This is a genomic window from Chroococcidiopsis sp. CCALA 051, assembly GCF_003015105.1.
GTDB lineage: Bacteria > Cyanobacteriota > Cyanobacteriia > Cyanobacteriales > Chroococcidiopsidaceae > Chroococcidiopsis > Chroococcidiopsis thermalis.
On record NZ_PYCI01000133.1, the window covers coordinates 1 to 18,287 of the forward strand.

The 18,287-nt window shown below is 45.4% G+C and carries 20 protein-coding genes and 1 tRNA gene; 11 read left to right on the forward strand and 10 right to left on the reverse strand.

What is annotated here, in order from left to right:
* Nucleotides 1–381: 381 nt before the first annotated feature.
* Nucleotides 382–1,446, forward strand: a complete 1,065-nt coding sequence (locus C7Y66_RS24635; RefSeq protein ID WP_106547599.1) for a TrkA family potassium uptake protein — start codon at nt 382–384, stop codon at nt 1,444–1,446.
* 28 nt (nt 1,447–1,474) lie between these two features.
* On the opposite strand, the gene C7Y66_RS24640 is transcribed toward C7Y66_RS24635, so the two are convergent.
* A complete protein-coding gene (locus C7Y66_RS24640) occupies nt 1,475–1,681 on the reverse strand; it encodes a hypothetical protein (protein WP_015152315.1) in 207 nt (68 codons plus the stop codon).
* 292 nt (nt 1,682–1,973) lie between these two features.
* On the opposite strand from C7Y66_RS24640, the gene cbiT reads away from it, so the two are divergent.
* Nucleotides 1,974–2,576, forward strand: a complete 603-nt coding sequence (gene cbiT / locus C7Y66_RS24645; protein ID WP_015152314.1) for a precorrin-6Y C5,15-methyltransferase subunit CbiT — start codon at nt 1,974–1,976, stop codon at nt 2,574–2,576.
* An 85-nt stretch (nt 2,577–2,661) separates the two neighbouring features.
* Nucleotides 2,662–3,549, forward strand: a complete 888-nt coding sequence (locus tag C7Y66_RS24650; protein ID WP_015152313.1) for a phosphatidate cytidylyltransferase — start codon at nt 2,662–2,664, stop codon at nt 3,547–3,549.
* Between the two features lie 32 nt (nt 3,550–3,581).
* Here the strand turns inward: C7Y66_RS24650 and C7Y66_RS24655 are convergent, their stop codons facing one another.
* Nucleotides 3,582–4,289, reverse strand: a complete 708-nt coding sequence (locus C7Y66_RS24655) for a DUF2993 domain-containing protein (protein WP_158265993.1) — start codon at nt 4,287–4,289, stop codon at nt 3,582–3,584.
* Nucleotides 4,290–4,467: 178 nt separating this feature from the next.
* Between C7Y66_RS24655 and C7Y66_RS24660 the strand changes: the two genes are divergently transcribed.
* Together C7Y66_RS24660 and C7Y66_RS24665 are read left to right on the forward strand one after the other, a co-directional pair.
* Nucleotides 4,468–5,247, forward strand: coding sequence for a pseudouridine synthase (locus C7Y66_RS24660; RefSeq protein ID WP_015152311.1), 780 nt, complete (start codon nt 4,468–4,470; stop codon nt 5,245–5,247).
* Nucleotides 5,248–5,278: 31 nt separating this feature from the next.
* The gene (locus C7Y66_RS24665) at nt 5,279–6,082 is read left to right on the forward strand and encodes a RodZ domain-containing protein (protein ID WP_106547601.1); all 804 of its coding nucleotides are present in this window, start codon (nt 5,279–5,281) and stop codon (nt 6,080–6,082) included.
* 142 nt (nt 6,083–6,224) lie between these two features.
* Here C7Y66_RS24665 and C7Y66_RS24670 read toward each other — a convergent pair whose 3' ends face one another.
* The 8 genes from C7Y66_RS24670 to C7Y66_RS24705 form a co-directional block, all read right to left on the reverse strand.
* Nucleotides 6,225–6,971 carry an SDR family oxidoreductase gene (locus C7Y66_RS24670; RefSeq protein ID WP_106547602.1) on the reverse strand — a complete coding sequence of 249 codons (747 nt, stop codon included), beginning with the start codon at nt 6,969–6,971 and terminating at the stop codon, nt 6,225–6,227.
* A 220-nt stretch (nt 6,972–7,191) separates the two neighbouring features.
* Nucleotides 7,192–8,451, reverse strand: coding sequence for a DNA double-strand break repair nuclease NurA (locus C7Y66_RS24675; RefSeq protein ID WP_106547603.1), 1,260 nt, complete (start codon nt 8,449–8,451; stop codon nt 7,192–7,194).
* Nucleotides 8,452–8,548: 97 nt separating this feature from the next.
* Nucleotides 8,549–9,334, reverse strand: coding sequence for an HAD family hydrolase (locus tag C7Y66_RS24680; protein WP_106547604.1), 786 nt, complete (start codon nt 9,332–9,334; stop codon nt 8,549–8,551).
* A 162-nt stretch (nt 9,335–9,496) separates the two neighbouring features.
* Nucleotides 9,497–9,568: transfer RNA gene (locus C7Y66_RS24685), tRNA-Gln, on the reverse strand.
* A gap of 62 nt (nt 9,569–9,630) precedes the next feature.
* Nucleotides 9,631–10,248 carry a DJ-1/PfpI family protein gene (locus tag C7Y66_RS24690; RefSeq protein ID WP_106547605.1) on the reverse strand — a complete coding sequence of 206 codons (618 nt, stop codon included), beginning with the start codon at nt 10,246–10,248 and terminating at the stop codon, nt 9,631–9,633.
* 224 nt (nt 10,249–10,472) lie between these two features.
* The gene (locus C7Y66_RS24695) at nt 10,473–12,236 is read right to left on the reverse strand and encodes a R3H domain-containing nucleic acid-binding protein (RefSeq protein WP_015152305.1); all 1,764 of its coding nucleotides are present in this window, start codon (nt 12,234–12,236) and stop codon (nt 10,473–10,475) included.
* Between the two features lie 49 nt (nt 12,237–12,285).
* On the reverse strand, nt 12,286–13,467 hold the full coding sequence (ldpA, locus tag C7Y66_RS24700; protein WP_106547606.1) for a circadian clock protein LdpA: 1,182 nt from the start codon (nt 13,465–13,467) through the stop codon (nt 12,286–12,288).
* Between the two features lie 101 nt (nt 13,468–13,568).
* Nucleotides 13,569–14,057 carry an NAD(P)H-quinone oxidoreductase subunit N gene (locus C7Y66_RS24705; protein ID WP_015152303.1) on the reverse strand — a complete coding sequence of 163 codons (489 nt, stop codon included), beginning with the start codon at nt 14,055–14,057 and terminating at the stop codon, nt 13,569–13,571.
* Between the two features lie 696 nt (nt 14,058–14,753).
* Between C7Y66_RS24705 and rplC the strand changes: the two genes are divergently transcribed.
* The 6 genes from rplC to rplV all read left to right on the forward strand — a co-directional run.
* Nucleotides 14,754–15,392 carry a 50S ribosomal protein L3 gene (gene rplC, locus C7Y66_RS24710; RefSeq protein WP_106547607.1) on the forward strand — a complete coding sequence of 213 codons (639 nt, stop codon included), beginning with the start codon at nt 14,754–14,756 and terminating at the stop codon, nt 15,390–15,392.
* Nucleotides 15,393–15,493: 101 nt separating this feature from the next.
* A complete protein-coding gene (gene rplD / locus C7Y66_RS24715; protein ID WP_106547609.1) occupies nt 15,494–16,126 on the forward strand; it encodes a 50S ribosomal protein L4 in 633 nt (210 codons plus the stop codon).
* Complete coding sequence (locus tag C7Y66_RS24720; protein ID WP_015152300.1) at nt 16,119–16,433, forward strand: 50S ribosomal protein L23; 315 nt, start codon at nt 16,119–16,121, stop codon at nt 16,431–16,433. The genes rplD and C7Y66_RS24720 overlap by 8 nt, the downstream gene beginning before the upstream one ends.
* A 159-nt stretch (nt 16,434–16,592) precedes the next feature.
* Nucleotides 16,593–17,456, forward strand: coding sequence for a 50S ribosomal protein L2 (rplB, locus tag C7Y66_RS24725; RefSeq protein ID WP_015152299.1), 864 nt, complete (start codon nt 16,593–16,595; stop codon nt 17,454–17,456).
* Nucleotides 17,457–17,578: 122 nt separating this feature from the next.
* Complete coding sequence (gene rpsS / locus C7Y66_RS24730; protein ID WP_015152298.1) at nt 17,579–17,857, forward strand: 30S ribosomal protein S19; 279 nt, start codon at nt 17,579–17,581, stop codon at nt 17,855–17,857.
* An 80-nt stretch (nt 17,858–17,937) separates the two neighbouring features.
* Nucleotides 17,938–18,287: 50S ribosomal protein L22 (gene rplV, locus C7Y66_RS24735; RefSeq protein WP_106547608.1), on the forward strand; the 350-nt coding region annotated here is incomplete at its 3' end.

Sequence of the window (18,287 nt, forward strand, 5' to 3'; positions counted from 1 at the left end):
GTATCCCAAACTCGACAACCCGCACCCCGTTCTAAGGCAATCGGGAAACGGGCATATGTGTCCATGACTGACTCTTTAAAGTTGTCTGAGTCAAAGGATTTTACCGCAGTGGCAGCTGATACTGACAAGTTATGGTTAGAAATAAGAGTATCTATAGTCACTATTTACGCCTCAATCAAAAATTTATTTTTTAACTTTCTGCTGTCAATTTAGCAGCAATGCCTAAAACTTTCCGTCGCATCCGACTCAGATCGCACATAATCTAAACTAGCTCAGATTTATCATTTGTCATTTGTGATTCGTGAGCCTGAAGTAGGGAGCAGCTATTTTCTCCCTTCACTTTCTTTCCCTAGCCCGTAACCTCTAAACCCAATCCCTCTCTTGTACTCAACCCCAGAGAAAATATATCGTCGAATTCAAAAAGAGTTACTAGCGGGGGCGATCGCGCTTGTAGGTGTCTTGCTGTTGGGGACTCTGTGGTATCGCTTTATAGAAGGTTGGTCGTGGGAAGATGCGGCTTACATGACGGTAATTACCCTAGCTACCGTCGGTTATGGTGAAACTCGACCGTTGGGCGATCGCGGACGATTATTTACCATCGGTCTAATTTTAATGGGAGTGATTACGATTGGTTACATCGTCAATCGCTTTACAGAAGCAGTAATTCAAGGGTACTTTCAAGAAGGAATTCGATTGAGGCAGCAACGGCGGTTAATGAAATCGCTCTCTGGACACTACATTTTGTGTGGTTTCGGGCGCACGGGTCAGCAAATTGCCCTGGAATTTCAAGCTGAAGGGGCTAATTTTGTCACAGTTGACTTAGATGATGCTTCGGTTGAAAAAGCACGGCAGCTCGGTTATGTAGCAATCCAGGGTGATGCGACGTTAGACGATACTCTGCTACAACTGCGAATAGATCGAGCGATTTGTCTAGTTGCAGCACTACCTTCTGATGCCGAAAACCTCTATACAGTGCTGTCAGCCAAAACCCTTAATCCGCAAATTCGAGCGATCGCTAGAGCAAGTACGAGAGAGGCTTTACAAAAGCTACAAAGGGCAGGAGCTGATGCAGTCGTATCTCCCTATATCACGGGGGGTAAACGCATGGCAGCAGCGGCATTAAGACCCCAAGTATTAGATTTCGTTGATGGCATCCTCACGGGAGCAGACAGGGAACTGTATATGGAGGAATTTCGCCTCGATCCGGCAGCGAGTCCCTGCATTGGTCAAACTTTGAGAGAAGCAAAACTGCGATCGCAAACTGGAGCGCTAATTTTAGCAATCCGCCGCGTTGATGGTACTTTAATTGGCGGTCCCACGGCAGACACTATGTTAATGGCAGGTGATTTACTCATTTGTATGGGGACGGCAGAGCAATTGCGCCAGCTCAATCAAATTTTGGGACCAATTCGCCCCCAGCAACTCCCCCGTCCGCCCAAGCATTAGGTGTGGGTTGCTGGATAACTGTTTCTCGTTAGTCCAATTTCAAAGCATTAACTGGCACGTCGTCCCACGATTCTACCGTTCGCAGTCTGGCTTCCCAACCGGATTCTTTTTGCGTTTCGGTCAAATTTTGCAAGTAGGATTCGTGACAAGCTTGCGCCTGCATTTCGTCACAGCAAGCAATGCAAGCGTGTATCATTCCAGACGGATCGATCTGCTCGTTAACCCAAATTGTCATCTTGCCTCTGGTGTAAACTGACGCTAATTCAAAGTTGACATTTGTTAGCTTAACCTGTTGTATCCTTTCGTTAACCACCAGATTTCCCAATCTTCGCTAGCAGTTTTCGCCTGCTTACCCCTTATGACTTAACAACAGACAAGGGAAAGAGGTAAGGAGTGTAGAACTTCTCTCATCACCACTCACTCCTTACTCCTCACTTTATGTATAAAAGTGCGAGTGATGTTAAGTTCTTATTGTTGAGAGCTTTCCTTTACTGCTGGGGCAAGCTGATGTCGTTCATCTAATTTCTATGCCTTCCCAACTCTGGCCCTATATTACACCAGGTATCCCTGACGATTTATTCGAGCGCTTGCCAGGAATTCCCTTGAGTAAGCGGGAAATTCGGTTATTGCTGATTTCTCAGTTGCGGTTACAACCAAACTCCTTGGTGTGGGATATTGGCGCAGGAACGGGGACAATTCCAGTTGAAATTAGCTTGTTGTGTCCGAAAGCCCAGATTATTGCTGTCGAGCGAGATGACGAAGTTGCTAGCTTGATCCGTCGCAACTGCGATCGCTTTAATGTGAAAAATGTTGAAGTCGTAGAAGCTAGCGCCCCAGAATGCTTACCAAATTTACCTCAAGCTCCGCACCGAGTTTGTATTGAAGGTGGTCGTCCTATCAAAGATATTCTCAAAGCTGTTTGGCAATATCTGCCACTACAAGGTAGAGTCGTTACCACTGCTGGGAATTTGGAAAGTTTATATGCTATTTCTCAAGGTTTAGCTGAGTTACATGCTAGAAATATCGATGTTGTGCAATCATCTGTCAATCGCTTAGAGCAAAAAGGTAATCAGCAAATCTTTGCTGCTGTCGATCCTATTTTTATTTTGAGTGGAGAAAAGCTAGACTAATCCCATCCGATTTTAGATTTTAGATTTTGGATTGAAGTCAAAGTCTGTAATCGAAAGTTCCAAATCCTAAATCCAAAATTGCTCTATGCCTTGGTCTCGAATTATTAGTGGAATTATCGCGATCGCTCTTGCCCTAACCGCCAGCGTCTTAGGAGGGTGGTATTTTACCTTTATGTTTATGGCGATCGTTTATTTGGGTCAACTAGAATATTTTGAGTTAGTCCGAGCCAAGGGAATTGCACCTGCTGCGAAAACAACGATAGTCGTCAGTTTGGCTTTACTCGCGATCGCTACAGTTTCTTCTAACTTGGCTGATGCCGTGATGCCAGTAGCAGGAACGTTTATTTGTTTCTATCTCCTATTTTTACCAAAATTAGCCTCGATCGCCGATATTTCTACTTCTATTTTGGGACTATTTTATTGCGGTTATTTACCAAGTTATTGGATTAGATTGCGATCGCTGGGCAATCCTGCTGTTAGCAACATTCCATTCGATGGCTACTTACCAGATATAGCGACTATTAATCTCATCAAGCATGGAAATTTTGCAGCTTTACCGCAAGGTTTGACAGTTACTCTTCTAGCTTTTTTTTGTATATGGGCAGCTGATATTGGAGCGTATACTATTGGTAAATTTTTTGGACGCACGCGCCTTTCTGATATTAGTCCCAAAAAAACTGTGGAAGGGTCTGTATTTGGAGTTGCTGGTAGTATAGCTGTAGCTACAATTGGCAGCTGGTTTCTTCATTGGGCTGGTTCGCCTTGGACGGGTATAGCTTTGGGATTGTTAATCGGGATTACCAGCTTGTTAGGCGATCTCACAGAGTCCATGATGAAACGCGATGCTGGGGTTAAAGACTCAGGACAATTAATTCCAGGTCACGGTGGCATTCTCGATCGCGCCGACAGTTACGTTTTTACCGCCCCCCTAGTTTATTATTTTGTCACTCTGTTGTTGCCGTTATTAGATTGAGTGGTAATTGGTAATCGATCGCAGATAACTAATTAAGGCATGACGGTAATACTACCACGACAGACAATCTGTCCTGGTTCTAAGGTTAGTTCTTTTAAATTGACGTGAGAACCTAAATCCATAACATAGTTTTCTAACTCTTCCCATGAGTTAGAAATTTGGAGTTGGGGTTGAGTTAGAAGCAATTTGCGACCGCTAGAAAGCTGCAAGCCGCACCTGAGAGTAATAGGTGTAGTGTGGCTAGAATTAACTAAATTACCCTGCAATAACAAGCTTCCTGGGGCGATCGCGATTTGTTTCCAGTCAATTGGTCCTCGCACAGCACTGTTGCTAGAAGCTAATTTTGATAGTAACTCCGTTAAAGCGCTAGACAGTAAATCCGACTTCAGGGAAGCATTGAGATCTGTTTCCTGTAGCATTGCTTCCCCAGAGACAACCATAGGCTCTAGCAGTTGCAGCGGTTGTCCTCTCATCACTTGACGTAAGTTTGTCTGCATTCCCTCCCCCATTAGGCAGATTTTTGCGAAATGTAAACCTTTATAAACAATGCGATCGCCAGAGATAGATAGGCGGGGAATACTACCAGAAAGGATTTGTCGATCGCTGCTGGCGATTTGTACCTCTAAATGAGATACTTGCTCGACTTGCGATCGGACAAACAGCCATAGTGCCGGAGACAGCACTTTACTGATTAGGCGATGCTTAGCGGTCTTGTCTTGCTCTAAGTTGTTCGGATTCAAGGGAAATATGTCAGTGTAACAGTTGCTCAAATTAGTGTAGTTAATATTTGTTCGGTTATCAGTGGTCAAGGAGCTGAGGGAGCAACTCAAAATTCACGCATTCACGCATTAATTCCGAATTCCGAATTCCGAATTCTCAGCGTATATATTGGTATTACCTGGGTCTAAGGATCGACAAATGGAGGAACGGATACAAAAAATTCTTTCTCAGTGGGGAATCGCTTCGAGACGGCAAGCGGAAGAGATGATTAAGCTCGGTCGCGTGCGCTGCAATGGTGCGATAGTAGAGTTAGGGCATAAAGCCGATCCGAGCCGAGACGCGATCGAAGTGGATGGAAAGCCTTTGCGATCGCCTCATCGTCCCCAGCCTATCTATTTATTGCTCAATAAACCAACTGGTGTAGTTACAACTTGTGACGATCCCCAAGGTAGACCCACAGTGATGCAACTGTTACCACCTAATCTACGTCAAGGTCAGGGTATTCATCCTGTCGGACGTTTGGATACTGAATCTACAGGTGCATTATTACTGACGAATGATGGAAACCTGACATTTGCTCTCACCCATCCCCGTCATGACATTTCCAAAACATATCAAGTCGTAGTTGCGGGACATCCGCCAGAATCGGTGTTAAAACAATGGCGACAGGGAGTTGTTTTAGAGGGGAGAAAGACCAGAAAGGCACAAGTGCGCGTGTTGTCTCGCGATGCCAATCGCACGTGGTTAGAATTCATTTTATGGGAAGGCAGAAATCGGCAAATTCGCCGCATGACAGAACAGCTGGGTTATCCCACGCTCCAGTTGCATCGAACTACAATTGGTTCGATTCAACTAGAACCAACCGCAGGTGCAGCTTTGCCTCCAGGTTGCTATCGTTCGCTCGAAAAACGCGAAATTGATTATTTACAAAATCAACTACAAAATCAACTCAAATCTACAACAAGGGTGCAGGTGTAAGGTGCTATCAAGAAGTGCAACAGATAAATCTATGAAGCGGTGGAAACAGCAACAGCAGGAACAACAAGAACCAATCGTTTTGACGCTCGAACAACAAAGAGCTGAAAAGTTGGCACAAATAGGTGCTACTCTGCGCCGCAGGCGAGAAGACAAACAAATTTCTTTAGAGCGAATTGAATCTACAACGCGAATTCGTCAGAGTTTTTTACAAGCGATCGAAGCAGGTAATGTTGATAAATTACCTGAGCCAGTTTATATTCGAGGCTTTATTAAGCAATATGCCGAGGCACTAGATTTAGATGGTACGGAATTAGCTAATTCTTTTCCTTTAGAAGACTATCGGCAGAGTTTGAAGCCAGTAGGAGTTAGCCTACCTCCAGCTCAATTACAAACTTCTCATCTCTACGCTATATACATTCTTTTAATTATTGGTGCAGTCAGCATTTTGTCTCAAACATTGAGTAATTCTGACTTTCAAATCGGTCAAACTACTCAGTCACAACCTCCTTTACCCGTTGCTAATGTCACTAAGCCTAAAGCACCAGCTAAAGTCAAACCAGTTGCTACTCCCAAAAAGCAAACCAAGCCAGTTGAAATTGGTATGACTTTTAAAGAAAAATCGTGGATTCGGGTAATTGCAGATGGGAAGAAAGCCTTTGAAGGCGAGTTACCTCAAGGAACGCAGCGTACTTGGACGGCTAACAATCGCCTGTCGTTCAGAGTTGGCAATGCTGGCGGGGTATTGGTTAATTACAACCAAGAAGAAGCTAAACCCTTGGGAGAGTCGGGACAAGTACAAGAAGTTACATTTGGAGCGAATAATCAGAGACTTTAATTCGTAATTCGTAATTTATAACTAAATATTGGCGCTCGCGCAAGTAAAGCACTCGCTCGATATCCGATCGATTGATACAGAAATTCGATTCAAGTGCTTCATTTTTAAATGTCAATACTATTAGAATTCATGACAGGAGGAGCTACCACAGAATTTCTCCATCATCGTCGAGAAATTTACCCGTGGGTGGATTCTCCATCGTAGCAAGTTTGACAATAATTGATGCTCCTTGTTCGATAGTACGCGGTGCATTATCTGTACCCATATCAGTTTTTACCCAACCAGGACAAATAGAATTGACGCTGATTTTGTCCTCTACTAAATCTTTTGCTAAGGCAACAGTTATAGCATTAAGTGCAGATTTGGAAGAGTTATAAGCAACGGTATTAACTCCATAGTAATAATGTTCTGGATCGCTGAGAGAAGTTAGGGAACCAAGTGTTGACGAAACATTTATGATTTGTGGTTTAAGGATTTGTGCTGTTCCAGCTTGCTTGAGCAACGGTAGAAAATGGTGAATTGTTGCAAATGCACCAAAAACATTCGTGAGAAAAGTATCTTTGAGGACATCTACACTCAGCATAGATGGTCGAGTTGCTGGTGAGAAATCATAATTGACAGCAGCATTATTAATCAGCACAGTAACTTGGCTCCACTGTCTAGCTACAGTTTCAGCAGCATCTTTGATTGACGTTTCATCATTGATATCAATTGGTACAAAATGAACGTCAAATCCTTCAGCACGGAGTGTTTCTGCTGCTGCTTCTCCACGTTGTACGTTACGTGTACCAATCAAAACAGTGAAGTCATGCTGGGCAAGCTGTCGTGCAACTTCATTTCCAATTCCTTTATTTGCACCTGTAATGAAAGTAACTGGCTTTGTTGTCATTGTCTCAAATCCTTTCTTGTCTAGGCTCAACTACATCGATCCAACGCTATACAATTCAGTAGCTCCATCTCGTAATGTCATAAATTTCAATCGAGACGATCTAAAGCGAGCTTTATTTTGCTTTGTTTGCTGTTATAGCATGGCAAAAAATCAGCGCGATCGCCACAACTGAAATAAGTTTGTCATACTCTAATAGAAGTTAAGCTATTAATGATAGATATTAAGCAATACTGCCGCGCTTACGCGCTTCCTTATAGGAAATTCCGACATTTCTCAAGCCTGCTTTGATCATTTGTTGTTCTAGCATCGCAAAGAAACGAGCGCGATCGCCTCCCCTCACAACTGCTTGATTGTGCGCCTCTGCTAACACGACAGGGTAGCCATAGCCTTTCTGTACTTGAGCTAACATCAAACCTAAAGACTGATTAAATAAAGCTTCATCCTCTGCTACCCAAGCCGGAACTTCTACCCGTGCAATTTCCGTACCGACATGTACGTAACAGAAATAGATTGTACAATCTCCATATAATTCTGTTATGCGGGCAGAACTACGCCATAAAGTGCTTCTTTGTCCTGGCTGCAATTGAATCGACCATAGTGCTGCATCCCGCAATGGTTCGAGGACTTGACAAGGAACTTTTTCAATTTGATTCGGACAAAAACTGGCGCAGTCTGGTACTTCATGAATGCAAGCTTGCAGACGTAAAAAATTCAAGCTTTCCATACTACGAGAAGCGCTGAGATAACCCATGATGGGAATACTCAAGGCTTTAAGCTGTTCCCAAGCCGTCAAAATTGGTGGCAAAATGCGATCGCGTGCTTCTAAAGGCAATTGTTCTAAAAACCAATAGATTAACGATCCATCGACCATAGCTAGTGTAGGAGTGGTAATTGGTAATTGGTAATTGGTAATTGGTCGTTCTCCTCCTTGTCCCCCTTGTCCCTTTGTCCCCTTGTCCTCTTGCTCCCTGCTCCCTACCACAGCAGCAGCCAACTCAGCCAACACGGTAGCTTCAGAAGCAGTACGACGATAACCCATCCATTCTTCAGTGCGGATACCCCATTGACGCGAAATATATAAATCTTCGGGACGGTAGAATACTTCTGGTAGGCTATCGAGCAAAGGTTGGCGATTTTGTCCGTAGTGCAAGACTACCCGACCGATATTGAGTAGATAACAATAAGCAATTTCGTGATGATTGGGAGCAATCTGCGAGCCATCCGTGGCGAGAACGGTATGAGTTTTAGGTGGTACTGGTAGATCGATGCAGGTGTTAAGCGGTTCCATTGGTACAGCGGTGCTGAATAAAATGCGATCGCGCCACTGTTTTTGTCGCTGCATCAATTCTGCTTGATTTTTGTAAGCTGCTGTCATGAGATCTTGCGCCAACTCCAACCGTTGGCGACTTGCAGCTACTTCCGTGCTTAAATGTTGGCTGATGCCTTGCATCGCCTTCGCTACTTTTGTCAGATCGAGCATATCGAGCTATAAGCTTTCGGCTATTAGTCAGCTTATATTCAATTTTTATTTTTTGTGAGTTTTTGATGATAAATATTCAAAAATCATCATTTACAATTTAGCTCCAAGCCGAAAAATCTTCAGCAAACTGAGCCAGCGATAGCAACTGAATACGGGGGTTTTGCTGCGCCAGTTCTCTCTCGGCTGAGGTATTATATCCCCAATCAGCTAGAAAAAGTCTCACATCTTCCAAGTCTGCTTGCTGTTGTACGAGTTGCAAAGTCTTGAGTCTGTCTTCCACAAACCAGAACACGACTGGTGTTTGAGTGGCGATCGCAATTAACTCTCTGATAATTTGATATTTTGGACGTTTGATTTCTTTGCCTAAAACCGACTGACTGGGTAATTGTATACCTTGCCGTTGCAAAAGTTGCTCGACAAAACGCCCTTCTTTAGTCGTAATAATCAGCGGTTTAACCGGACTATCAATTAATGAGTGCAATCTTTCCAAAACCCCAGGATAAAACCGATGCAGGTCTAGCCAACTATCGAGATTGGTAGAAATCCATTTATCTCGAATTGCATCCAATTGCTTACCGATCTCAGCAGCAGTTAAGTTATCTTGTTGCAAGAATTTTTGCGCGATCGCACTCCAATTTTGCCATATTTCTGCTTCTGTCACCCCGGATAACAAAGCTCTAATCAACACTGGCATTTCCCAACCCGTCTCAATTACCGGACGCAAGCGATCGAATTGCGATGTTAAATTTTCAGGTGGGGTTTGAGAAGATGGTAACCAAATTTTGCAGTACGTTCGCCAAGCCGTAGCGAAATATTCTGGTAGACCGTCACAAATTACGCCATCAAAATCCAGAGCTAAAATCGTGGGAGCGTTTACACTCATTTTTCCCAACTGTGAGATTCCAACGGCAAGCTTAGCCCATCTAGCCCTTCAATAACAGAAAATAGCATGACAGAAATACAGTAATTCTTAGATACGCACATAACAACGGTAGGGGCGCAAAGCTTTGCGCCCCTACTACAAATATATTTCAATCTCCAAAAACTGGGGCGCTAGGATTCGAACCTAGGGATGGCGGGACCAAAACCCGCTGCCTTACCGCTTGGCTACGCCCCATCGTTTGTTAGCCTTAACCATGATAGCAGTTAGTACTGCTATTGTGTCAAGAACTTTTACGGCTATTCCAGATAATTTTCTAACTTTCCACTTAGCTGCCAGTCATATTCCATGTACTCCGCAGTCTCTCTCGCTTGTTGTTCTCCCAAAAGCTTAGCGACTACATACAACGACATGTCAATCCCTGCTGCAATTCCAGCCGATAAAATTATGCTGCCGTTGTCTACAAACCTTTTATCTGGTTTAACTCGTGTATTCGGTGCAACCTGCTTGAGTAAATCGATCGCGCCATGATGGGTGGTAGCTGTAAGTCCTTCCAGCAAACCAGCTTTAGCCAAAAGTAACGCCCCCGTACAGACGGAAAGCAATAACTCTGCTTGTTGAGAGCGTTCTTTAATCCAGTCAATTAAAGCTGAATTGTGCATTTCTCGCCGCGTGCCAAAGCCACCAGGCACGAGTAAGATATGCGATCGCGGACAGTCGAGGAGAGTGTACTGTGGATTAACGCTTAACTGATTTCGAGCGATTATTGGTCGGCGTTCCTCTGCCACCGTGTAGACGTTGAAAGGCTCAGAGCCATTGCGTTTTCCCGTCACTCCAAAGACTTCGTAGGGACCGCAAAAGTCCAAAATCTCTACCTCATCAAAAATTAAGATAGCAACGTTCCTTCGCTGTGTCATATCTACCTGAGTATGGGTGTGAGAGGACTTGGCGATCGCTCATACAATTGCTTTTACACTCACACAATAGCGTTACATTTGAAAATATACAGATGAGCCAACTTCAGCTATTACAAAGCGATCGCGGTATATCTGTTAGAAGCGTAAAGCTGTGTTCAACTGGGTGAAATACAGAACTGGTAGGGGCGCACAGCTGTGTGCCCCTACATTTACCAAAAAAGGCATTACGCCGGATAAATCCGCAAGCGCCGATTTGGTTCGTCACCAAAACTATCCGATTTCAGACGATAGTGTTCTACCAATTCGTGCTGCATCTTCCGCACCTTTGCCGAACGGGGTAGTAATTCCACTGGCTGTCCCTTGGGAATGACGATTTGTTCCACTGCTAACCGAGCCTCTTCTAAAGCATCGAGTTCGTCCTCGCTGCCATTTTGGATGAATAAACTCAGTTCCCGTTCGTCCGGTACGACTGGCTCGTCCATATCCAACAACCGCCGCAACGTGCGGATAATTTGTGGAATAGTATTTGACTTGAGCGTGTGGATTGGGACGTGACGTGCCTTAGCGACATGACGTAACTTAGACTGATTTTTGACGTGCGATCGCAAAGCTAAAATTGCATCGGCACTGTCAATATCTTTCGTCAGTACCACGGGTAAACTCAGCACTTGGATTGCTTGCTCTAACTGGTGGCGACTCACACCGTAGGGATAAATATGCAAGGGTAAATCTTCCCCATTCGGACCCGCATTCACCGCCAAATCGCTGTTAAAGCGATCGCTTCGAGCCAGAGATTCATCCAACAGGCGCTCGAACTCTTGTTCTCGCGTGGCTGGTTCTGGTACGGCAGCGAGTGGGATCATTCGTCCAGTCGAACGCCACCCACCTACAGTCATAGTGGGTGATAGTTTCGATTCTTCCTCTTGCCTGGGATTGCCCACCTCGTAGCCCCGCCCAAAGCCATCTTGCCCTACTCCCCGAAGCGGCGTAGGTGACTGCCGTACAATCGTGACTTTACCATCTGCATCGACAGTTCTAAGTTGTGGATTTGGTATGCGTCCTCTCAGCAAAGCATCGACGGTATCAGCAACGCTTTCATGGATCGTCCAGCGTTGTCTTTCCAGCATTTCCACGGCAATTTCAAACGTTGGTGGAGCTTTACGTTCTAAAACAGTTTTCTGCGTCCGCCGCCGTCTGGCTTCATCATCGCCTAAAGTGACAGACTGGATACCACCCACTAAATCTGATAGAGTCGGGTTCTTGATCAAATTTTCAATCTGATTGCCATGCGCCGTTCCTACCAGTTGTACGCCCCGTTCGGCAATGGTACGAGCCGCTAGAGCTTCCAACTCCGTACCAATTTCATCAATCACGATGACTTCTGGCATGTGATTTTCTACTGCCTCAATCATCACTTGATGCTGAAATTCTGGACGCGATACTTGCATTCGTCGCGCCCGTCCAATGGCTGGATGAGGAACATCTCCATCCCCTGCAATTTCGTTTGAAGTATCGATAATGACGACACGCTTATTTAAGTCATCGGCTAACACTCTGGCAATTTCTCGCAAAGCTGTGGTTTTACCCACCCCAGGACGACCTAATAGTAGAATTGACTGTCCGGTTTCTACTAAATCGTGGATCATGCCAATCGTGCCAAAGACAGCCCGTCCGACACGACAGGTTAAACCGATAATATCGCCAGCACGGTTCCTAATCGCACTAATCCGGTGCAGAGTTTGCGCCAGTCCTGCCCGATTATCACCACCAAAATGTCCCACGCGCTGTATGCTATATCTAATTTGATCGTGGGAAATGCCAGACTCAGCAAGGTACTCGGCGCGATCGGGAAAACGAGCTTCTGGGCGACGACCTAAATCCATCACCACTTCAATTAAGCTGTCCCGTTGTGGGTGTTGCTCTAAAACATTTTTAATGTCTAGTGGCAAAATATCTAACAACTTCTGGAGATCGTCTGTTTTTGTCATGCTGGCTAGAGCTATTCAGTCAACAATAGCGAGAAGGTTTAGCAATTTTCTATGGCAACTCCATAGACTTCAGTTGAGATACCAGCGAATAGGCAAGTTCTACTGCTTGCCATAGTAATTCCGGTACGTTTTCCAAGCGGGCGATCGCTCTTTCATTGGCTGGATTTACCTCCATTTGTTCTAATTGATGCAAAATCGGCGACAGCAAAACGCGAGCATAACTGCCGTAAGCTATTCCTGAAATGTGGGAGTCGGGAGTCAGAAAGTCGTCAGTCGTCAGTCGTAAGTCGTAATTGTTTTGACTTTTGACTTTTGACTTTTGACTTTTCCTCAGCAATCCCATCGCTGTTAACTTAGCAACGGTATAACTGTTCGTTCCACCTGCAAGTTGAACGTATCCAGGTAAGCCAGCTGCCAAGACTTTTTGACCTAATTTCACGGCGGCTAAGGTCGTACCGTCGCCAATATCACCGCTCATCGGTCGCCCGTCAGTTTGCCAAATTATCGGACACTTAAGGGGAGAAATTAGACGATACAGGCTGTGGAGATATTCTATTAACCCATCACCATCAGGACAGCTAATTGCCACAAGTTTCAAGCGCTCGATCCAGGGAGCTATACTTAACCATAAACGCTTAAATTCTGCTGTTCTACCTACCTGGGTATGAATTTCTACCGCATCGACACCAGTTGCAAGTACGAGCGGCGCGATCGCTCCTGGTGTCGATACATAAGAGCGAGTGTAAATAATTTGCGGCGGACAAACAGGCAAGCACCGCCCGCAGCCGTAACAACTTTCCGATATAACTCCAGAAGAGACAACTTGAGAATAATCGTCCTTGGGGGGATGAAACACAATTGCTTGGGCAGGACAAACTCGTTCGCACGGGCGATCGCATTGTGAGGGACACTCAACCGCATTAAACTCTGCTTTGCGAAAGTGTGGGTCTTCGCCATCGTTGAGGCTTACCATCAACCAAGGCAACTTTCCTCGACTGCCAAAGCCGCGCTGTCGAGCTTCTTCCATTAACGTACTTGCCACGGCGATCGCGGCTTGCGCTGACGCAATTACAGATGGGTCTGCTGCCACATCAATGCAATCAGCACCAGCCAGAGTATACGCTAAGCTAAGATTTCTTACCGCAGGCAGATGCTGGTAGCTGGCTCCGCAAATCAATTTGAACCAGTGACCTTCCTTTAATGAGCGTAAGGCGTTGTCAATCTCAGTCACACTTCTATGCTAATGTGCAACTGATAAAAAAGAAGATTTCCTCGATTAATTTCTGTTGTTTATCGATCGCCAAATTTTTTGCTCTTACGACAAATAAGTATTTATACGGCTTGGTAGCTAGGTGCAAGGGTATCTCGGAGAGGTTGCCAGCGAAAATAGCGCTCTCCTCCTCTTTCTATGACGATTTTTACTCGCGGATCTAGGCTAGGCAAATTGACCAAAAATTCAATTTCTTGATTCGAGAGAATGTGTCCTTCAATAATCCACAGTACTAACCCTTTAGACTTGGGTGGGAGTTGTTCCAAGTTGTAGCTGACTATTGGTGGCAGGTAATAAACATATCCCACTGCTGCCCCTTGACCGACACTCTTTTTACCCAGATGTGGCGGACGCACGCCATGAACTCCAGTTAGATAAGCCGATACGTCTCCTAGCCCCCTAGCAGTAATATTCAGGGTTGTGTAGCCAGTAGCACGCAGGCGGCGACGATAACGACCTTCAAACCCACCTTCTAGCGGAGCGTAAACGCCCAGCGCCCCGTGCTTTTCTAAGTCGCGAATTAATTTGCTACCAGTAGTAAAGAGTGGCATCGTTAAGTATTGTTGTTTAATTCCATTCTTATCTTAATATTCAGTTGCCAGTTATCAGTTGCCAGTTATTAGTTGTCAGTTATTAGCGATTGGCGATCGCCTCGAAAAAAATCCCGTCAACAGTTGTCATTTGCGATCGCATAGTTTAAACTGTTAGATCGTGACCAAACAAGGTAGCTAGACAAAACTCATTAATTGTTTTTGACAGCTTGCTGGAGTCCTTCGGGAAGAGGATGAGACCCTCTAAGAGGCAAGCGATTTGTTTGTGAGTGTCTGACTACATTTTTTAGCTCGTGAGTGGCAGTCTGGCGTGTGAGGCAGTTGAATTGCCTTACTAGTGCTTCCCTGGATTCTGAGAACGTGGGTTGACGAAATCTCAGAGAAGCTAAACCTAGAGAACTATTCAGGTTCTCAGGAATGGATACTAAGTAGCTTGCTACTTAAGTCCTACTCAAGCTAGATAGTGCCAGAGCAAATTCTCTCGCCATTGGCAACTGCTTCGCAGTAGAGTGTTTTGCGAGTTACAGCGATGAAATGGGTTTAAACCAATTAAGCCGATTGCTCGCTACTCCAACCTGAAAACCTTTTGAAGGCGAACGGGCTGGACAGATACTGGCAGCAGAGATAGTAAGAACCGAATCCCACCTTTGCAATCCGGTTCCGATGCAACTGAGTTAAATAGGAGAAACAATTCCCGTGTCCATTGGTATTCTTGGCACTAAACTGGGCATGACCCAGGTATTTGACGAGACAGGAAAGGCTATTCCCGTTACTGTCGTTCAAGCGGGTCCATGTGTTGTCACCCAGATAAAAACTAAACAAACTGACGGCTACACCGCCATTCAAGTCGGATTTAAAGAAGTCAAACCCAAAGCACTGAGCAAGCCAGAATTGGGTCATTTGGCAAAATCTTCTGCTCCTGCTTTACGTCATTTGCACGAATATCGCCTCGACAACACAAGCGAGTATACGCTAGGGCAGCAAATTACAGCAGATATATTTAATTCAGGACAAATTGTTGATGTCAGTGGTAACAGCATTGGTCGCGGCTTTGCTGGTTATCAGAAGCGGCATAATTTCGGTCGCGGTCCGATGTCTCACGGTTCTAAAAATCACCGCCTCCCTGGATCTATCGGAGCTGGTACGACTCCTGGTCGCGTCTACCCAGGTAAGCGGATGGCAGGGCGTTTAGGTGGTTCGCAAGTCACGATTCGCAAACTGACTGTCGTGCGGGTAGATGCAGAACGCAATCTATTGCTGATCAAAGGAGCAGTTCCAGGTAAACCAGGTGCTTTGCTCAACATTATACCTACTAAGAAAGTTGGTAAGGGGTAATGGGTAATAGGTGATAGGTAATAGGCAACTTGCAACTACCAATTACCAACTACCAATTACCAGTCCCAAATCCAAAATCAATTGAAAAGGTAAAACCCAAAATGGTTGAGTGTGTAGTCAAAAATTGGCAAGGTGAAGCAGTCGGACAGGCAACGCTTGAATTAAAAGTGGCAAAAGAAACAAGCGCTTCTCATGTCGTTCACCGCGCCTTAGTTAAACAATTAACAAATGCCCGTCAAGGAACTGCCAACACCAAAACCCGTGCGGAAGTCCGAGGCGGCGGTCGTAAACCTTGGAGACAAAAAGGCACGGGACGCGCTCGTGCTGGTTCGATCCGATCGCCCCTCTGGCGGGGTGGTGGTGTCACCTTCGGACCCAAGCCGAGAACGTACAACTTGAAGATGAACCGCAAAGAGGAATTGCTGGCATTGCGCACGGCTTTTGCGAGTAGAGCTGATGATATGGTCGTCGTAGAAGACTTTGCCGAGCAGATCTCGCAACCAAAAACAAAAGAAATGACAGCCGCGATCGCGCGTTGGGGAATAGACCCAGGCACGAAAGTTTTATTAATTGTCGCTGAAGAAACAGAAAACGTTTACTTGTCAGCCCGTAATATCGCCAAGCTGACTTTAATTTCAGCCGATGAATTAAACGTTTATGACATCCTCAACGCTGACAAAATTGTCGCTACATCATCCGCCCTTAATATGATTCAGGAGGTCTACAGTGCTTAAGATCGACCCCCGCCAGTTACCAGATATCGTCCGCCGTCCGATTTTGACTGAAAAAGCCACGCGGTTGATGGAGCAGAACAAATATACATTTGACGTGACTCCTCAAGCTAGCAAACCGCAAATTAAAGCCGCGATCGAAGACTTATTTGAAGTTAAAGTCGTACAAGTCAACACCCTGCTCAAACCTCGAAGGAAAAAGCGGGTAGGTAGGTTTGTTGGCTTTAAACCCCAGTACAAGCGAGCGATCGTTACCGTAGCGCCTGGAGATGAAGACAAAATCAGACAAGTTCTCTTCCCAGATGTTTAAGCTGGTCATCCGTCGTAGGGGCGGGTTTAAAAGACGTGACTCTGTGGATACCAAATAACTTAATCAAACAAACCCGCCCGTACAAAGGTCGTTAGTCATTAACAATAAACAAATGACAAATGACAAATGACAAATGACAAATGACTAAGGAAAAAAATTATGGGTACTCGTTCCTATAGACCATATACTCCTAGCACGCGCCAGCGGATCGTTTCCGATTTTGCTGAAATTACCAAAAGCGAACCAGAAAAGTCGCTGGTAAAGTACGTTCACAATCCTAAAGGACGGAACAATCGCGGTGTCATCACTTCTCGTTTTCGCGGTGGCGGACATAAGCAACTCTACCGAATCATCGATTTCAAACGCGACAAGCGCAACATTCCAGCCAAAGTCGCAGCGATCGAATACGATCCCAATCGGAACGCTAGAATTGCCTTACTCTATTACCAAGATGGAGAAAAGCGTTACATTCTTCAGCCAAACGGCTTGAAAGTAGGAACAGTCGTGACAGCCGGAGTGGATGCGCCTATTGAAGACGGTAATGCATTACCTTTAGCTAACATCCCCCTTGGTACGACAGTCCACAACGTCGAACTAACACCAGGACGCGGCGGACAAATTGTCCGTGCTGCTGGTGCTAGCGCCCAAGTGGTAGCCAAAGAAGGTAATTACGTCACCCTCAAGCTCCCTTCCGGCGAAGTCCGCATGATTCGTCGTGAATGCTACGCCACAATTGGACAAGTTGGTAATACCGACGCGAGAAACCTCAGCGCAGGAAAAGCTGGTCGCACCCGTTGGAAAGGTAAAAAGCCCCACGTTCGGGGTAGCGTTATGAACCCCGTCGATCACCCACACGGTGGTGGTGAAGGTAGAGCGCCCATTGGTAGATCGGGTCCAGTTACCCCTTGGGGTAAGCCAGCATTAGGTATGAAGACTCGTAAGCGGAAAAAACCAAGTTCTGCTTTAATCGTCCGTCGCCGTCGTAAATCCTCCAAGCGTGGACGTGGCGGTCGTGAAAGCTAAATTTGGGTAATGGGTAATGGGTAATAGGTAATGGGAAGTCAAAAGTCAAAATTTGCCTCTCGCCTCTTGCCTAAATCACCAATTACCAACTACCAACTACCAATTACCAACCACATAAAACTATGGGTCGTTCTTTAAAAAAAGGTCCTTTCATTGCCGATAGCCTACTCAGCAAAATTGAAAAGCTGAATTCACGAGGCGAAAAACAGGTCATCAAAACTTGGTCGCGAGCATCGACAATTCTGCCACAGATGGTCGGTCACACGATCGCAGTTCACAACGGCAGACAGCACGTTCCCATCTATGTTTCCGAACAAATGGTAGGACATAAATTAGGTGAATTTGCTCCCACCCGCACCTTTCGCGGTCACGCCAAGAGTGACAAAAAAGCAGGTAGGTAGTCATTTGTCATTAGTCATTAGTCATTTGTTTCTAGCTAATGACAAATAACAAATGACGAATGACAAAAACGGAGAAAGTTATGGCTACAAACACAACTAATACACAAGAAATCAAAGCGATCGCCCGTTACATTCGCATGTCTCCTTTTAAAGTGCGGCGCGTCCTCGATCAAATTCGGGGGCGATCGTATCGGGAAGCATTAATTATTCTAGAGTTCATGCCTTACCGTGCCTGTGAACCAGTATTGAAAGTGCTGCGTTCTGCCGTTGCTAATGCCGAACACAACGCTGGATTAGAACCATCCGAGCTAAAAATTACCCAAGCCTATGCCGACCAAGGACCAGTGCTGAAGCGCTTCCGTCCGAGAGCGCAAGGGCGAGCGTATCAGATTCGCAAGCCGACCTGTCACATCACGATCGCCGTAGCAGC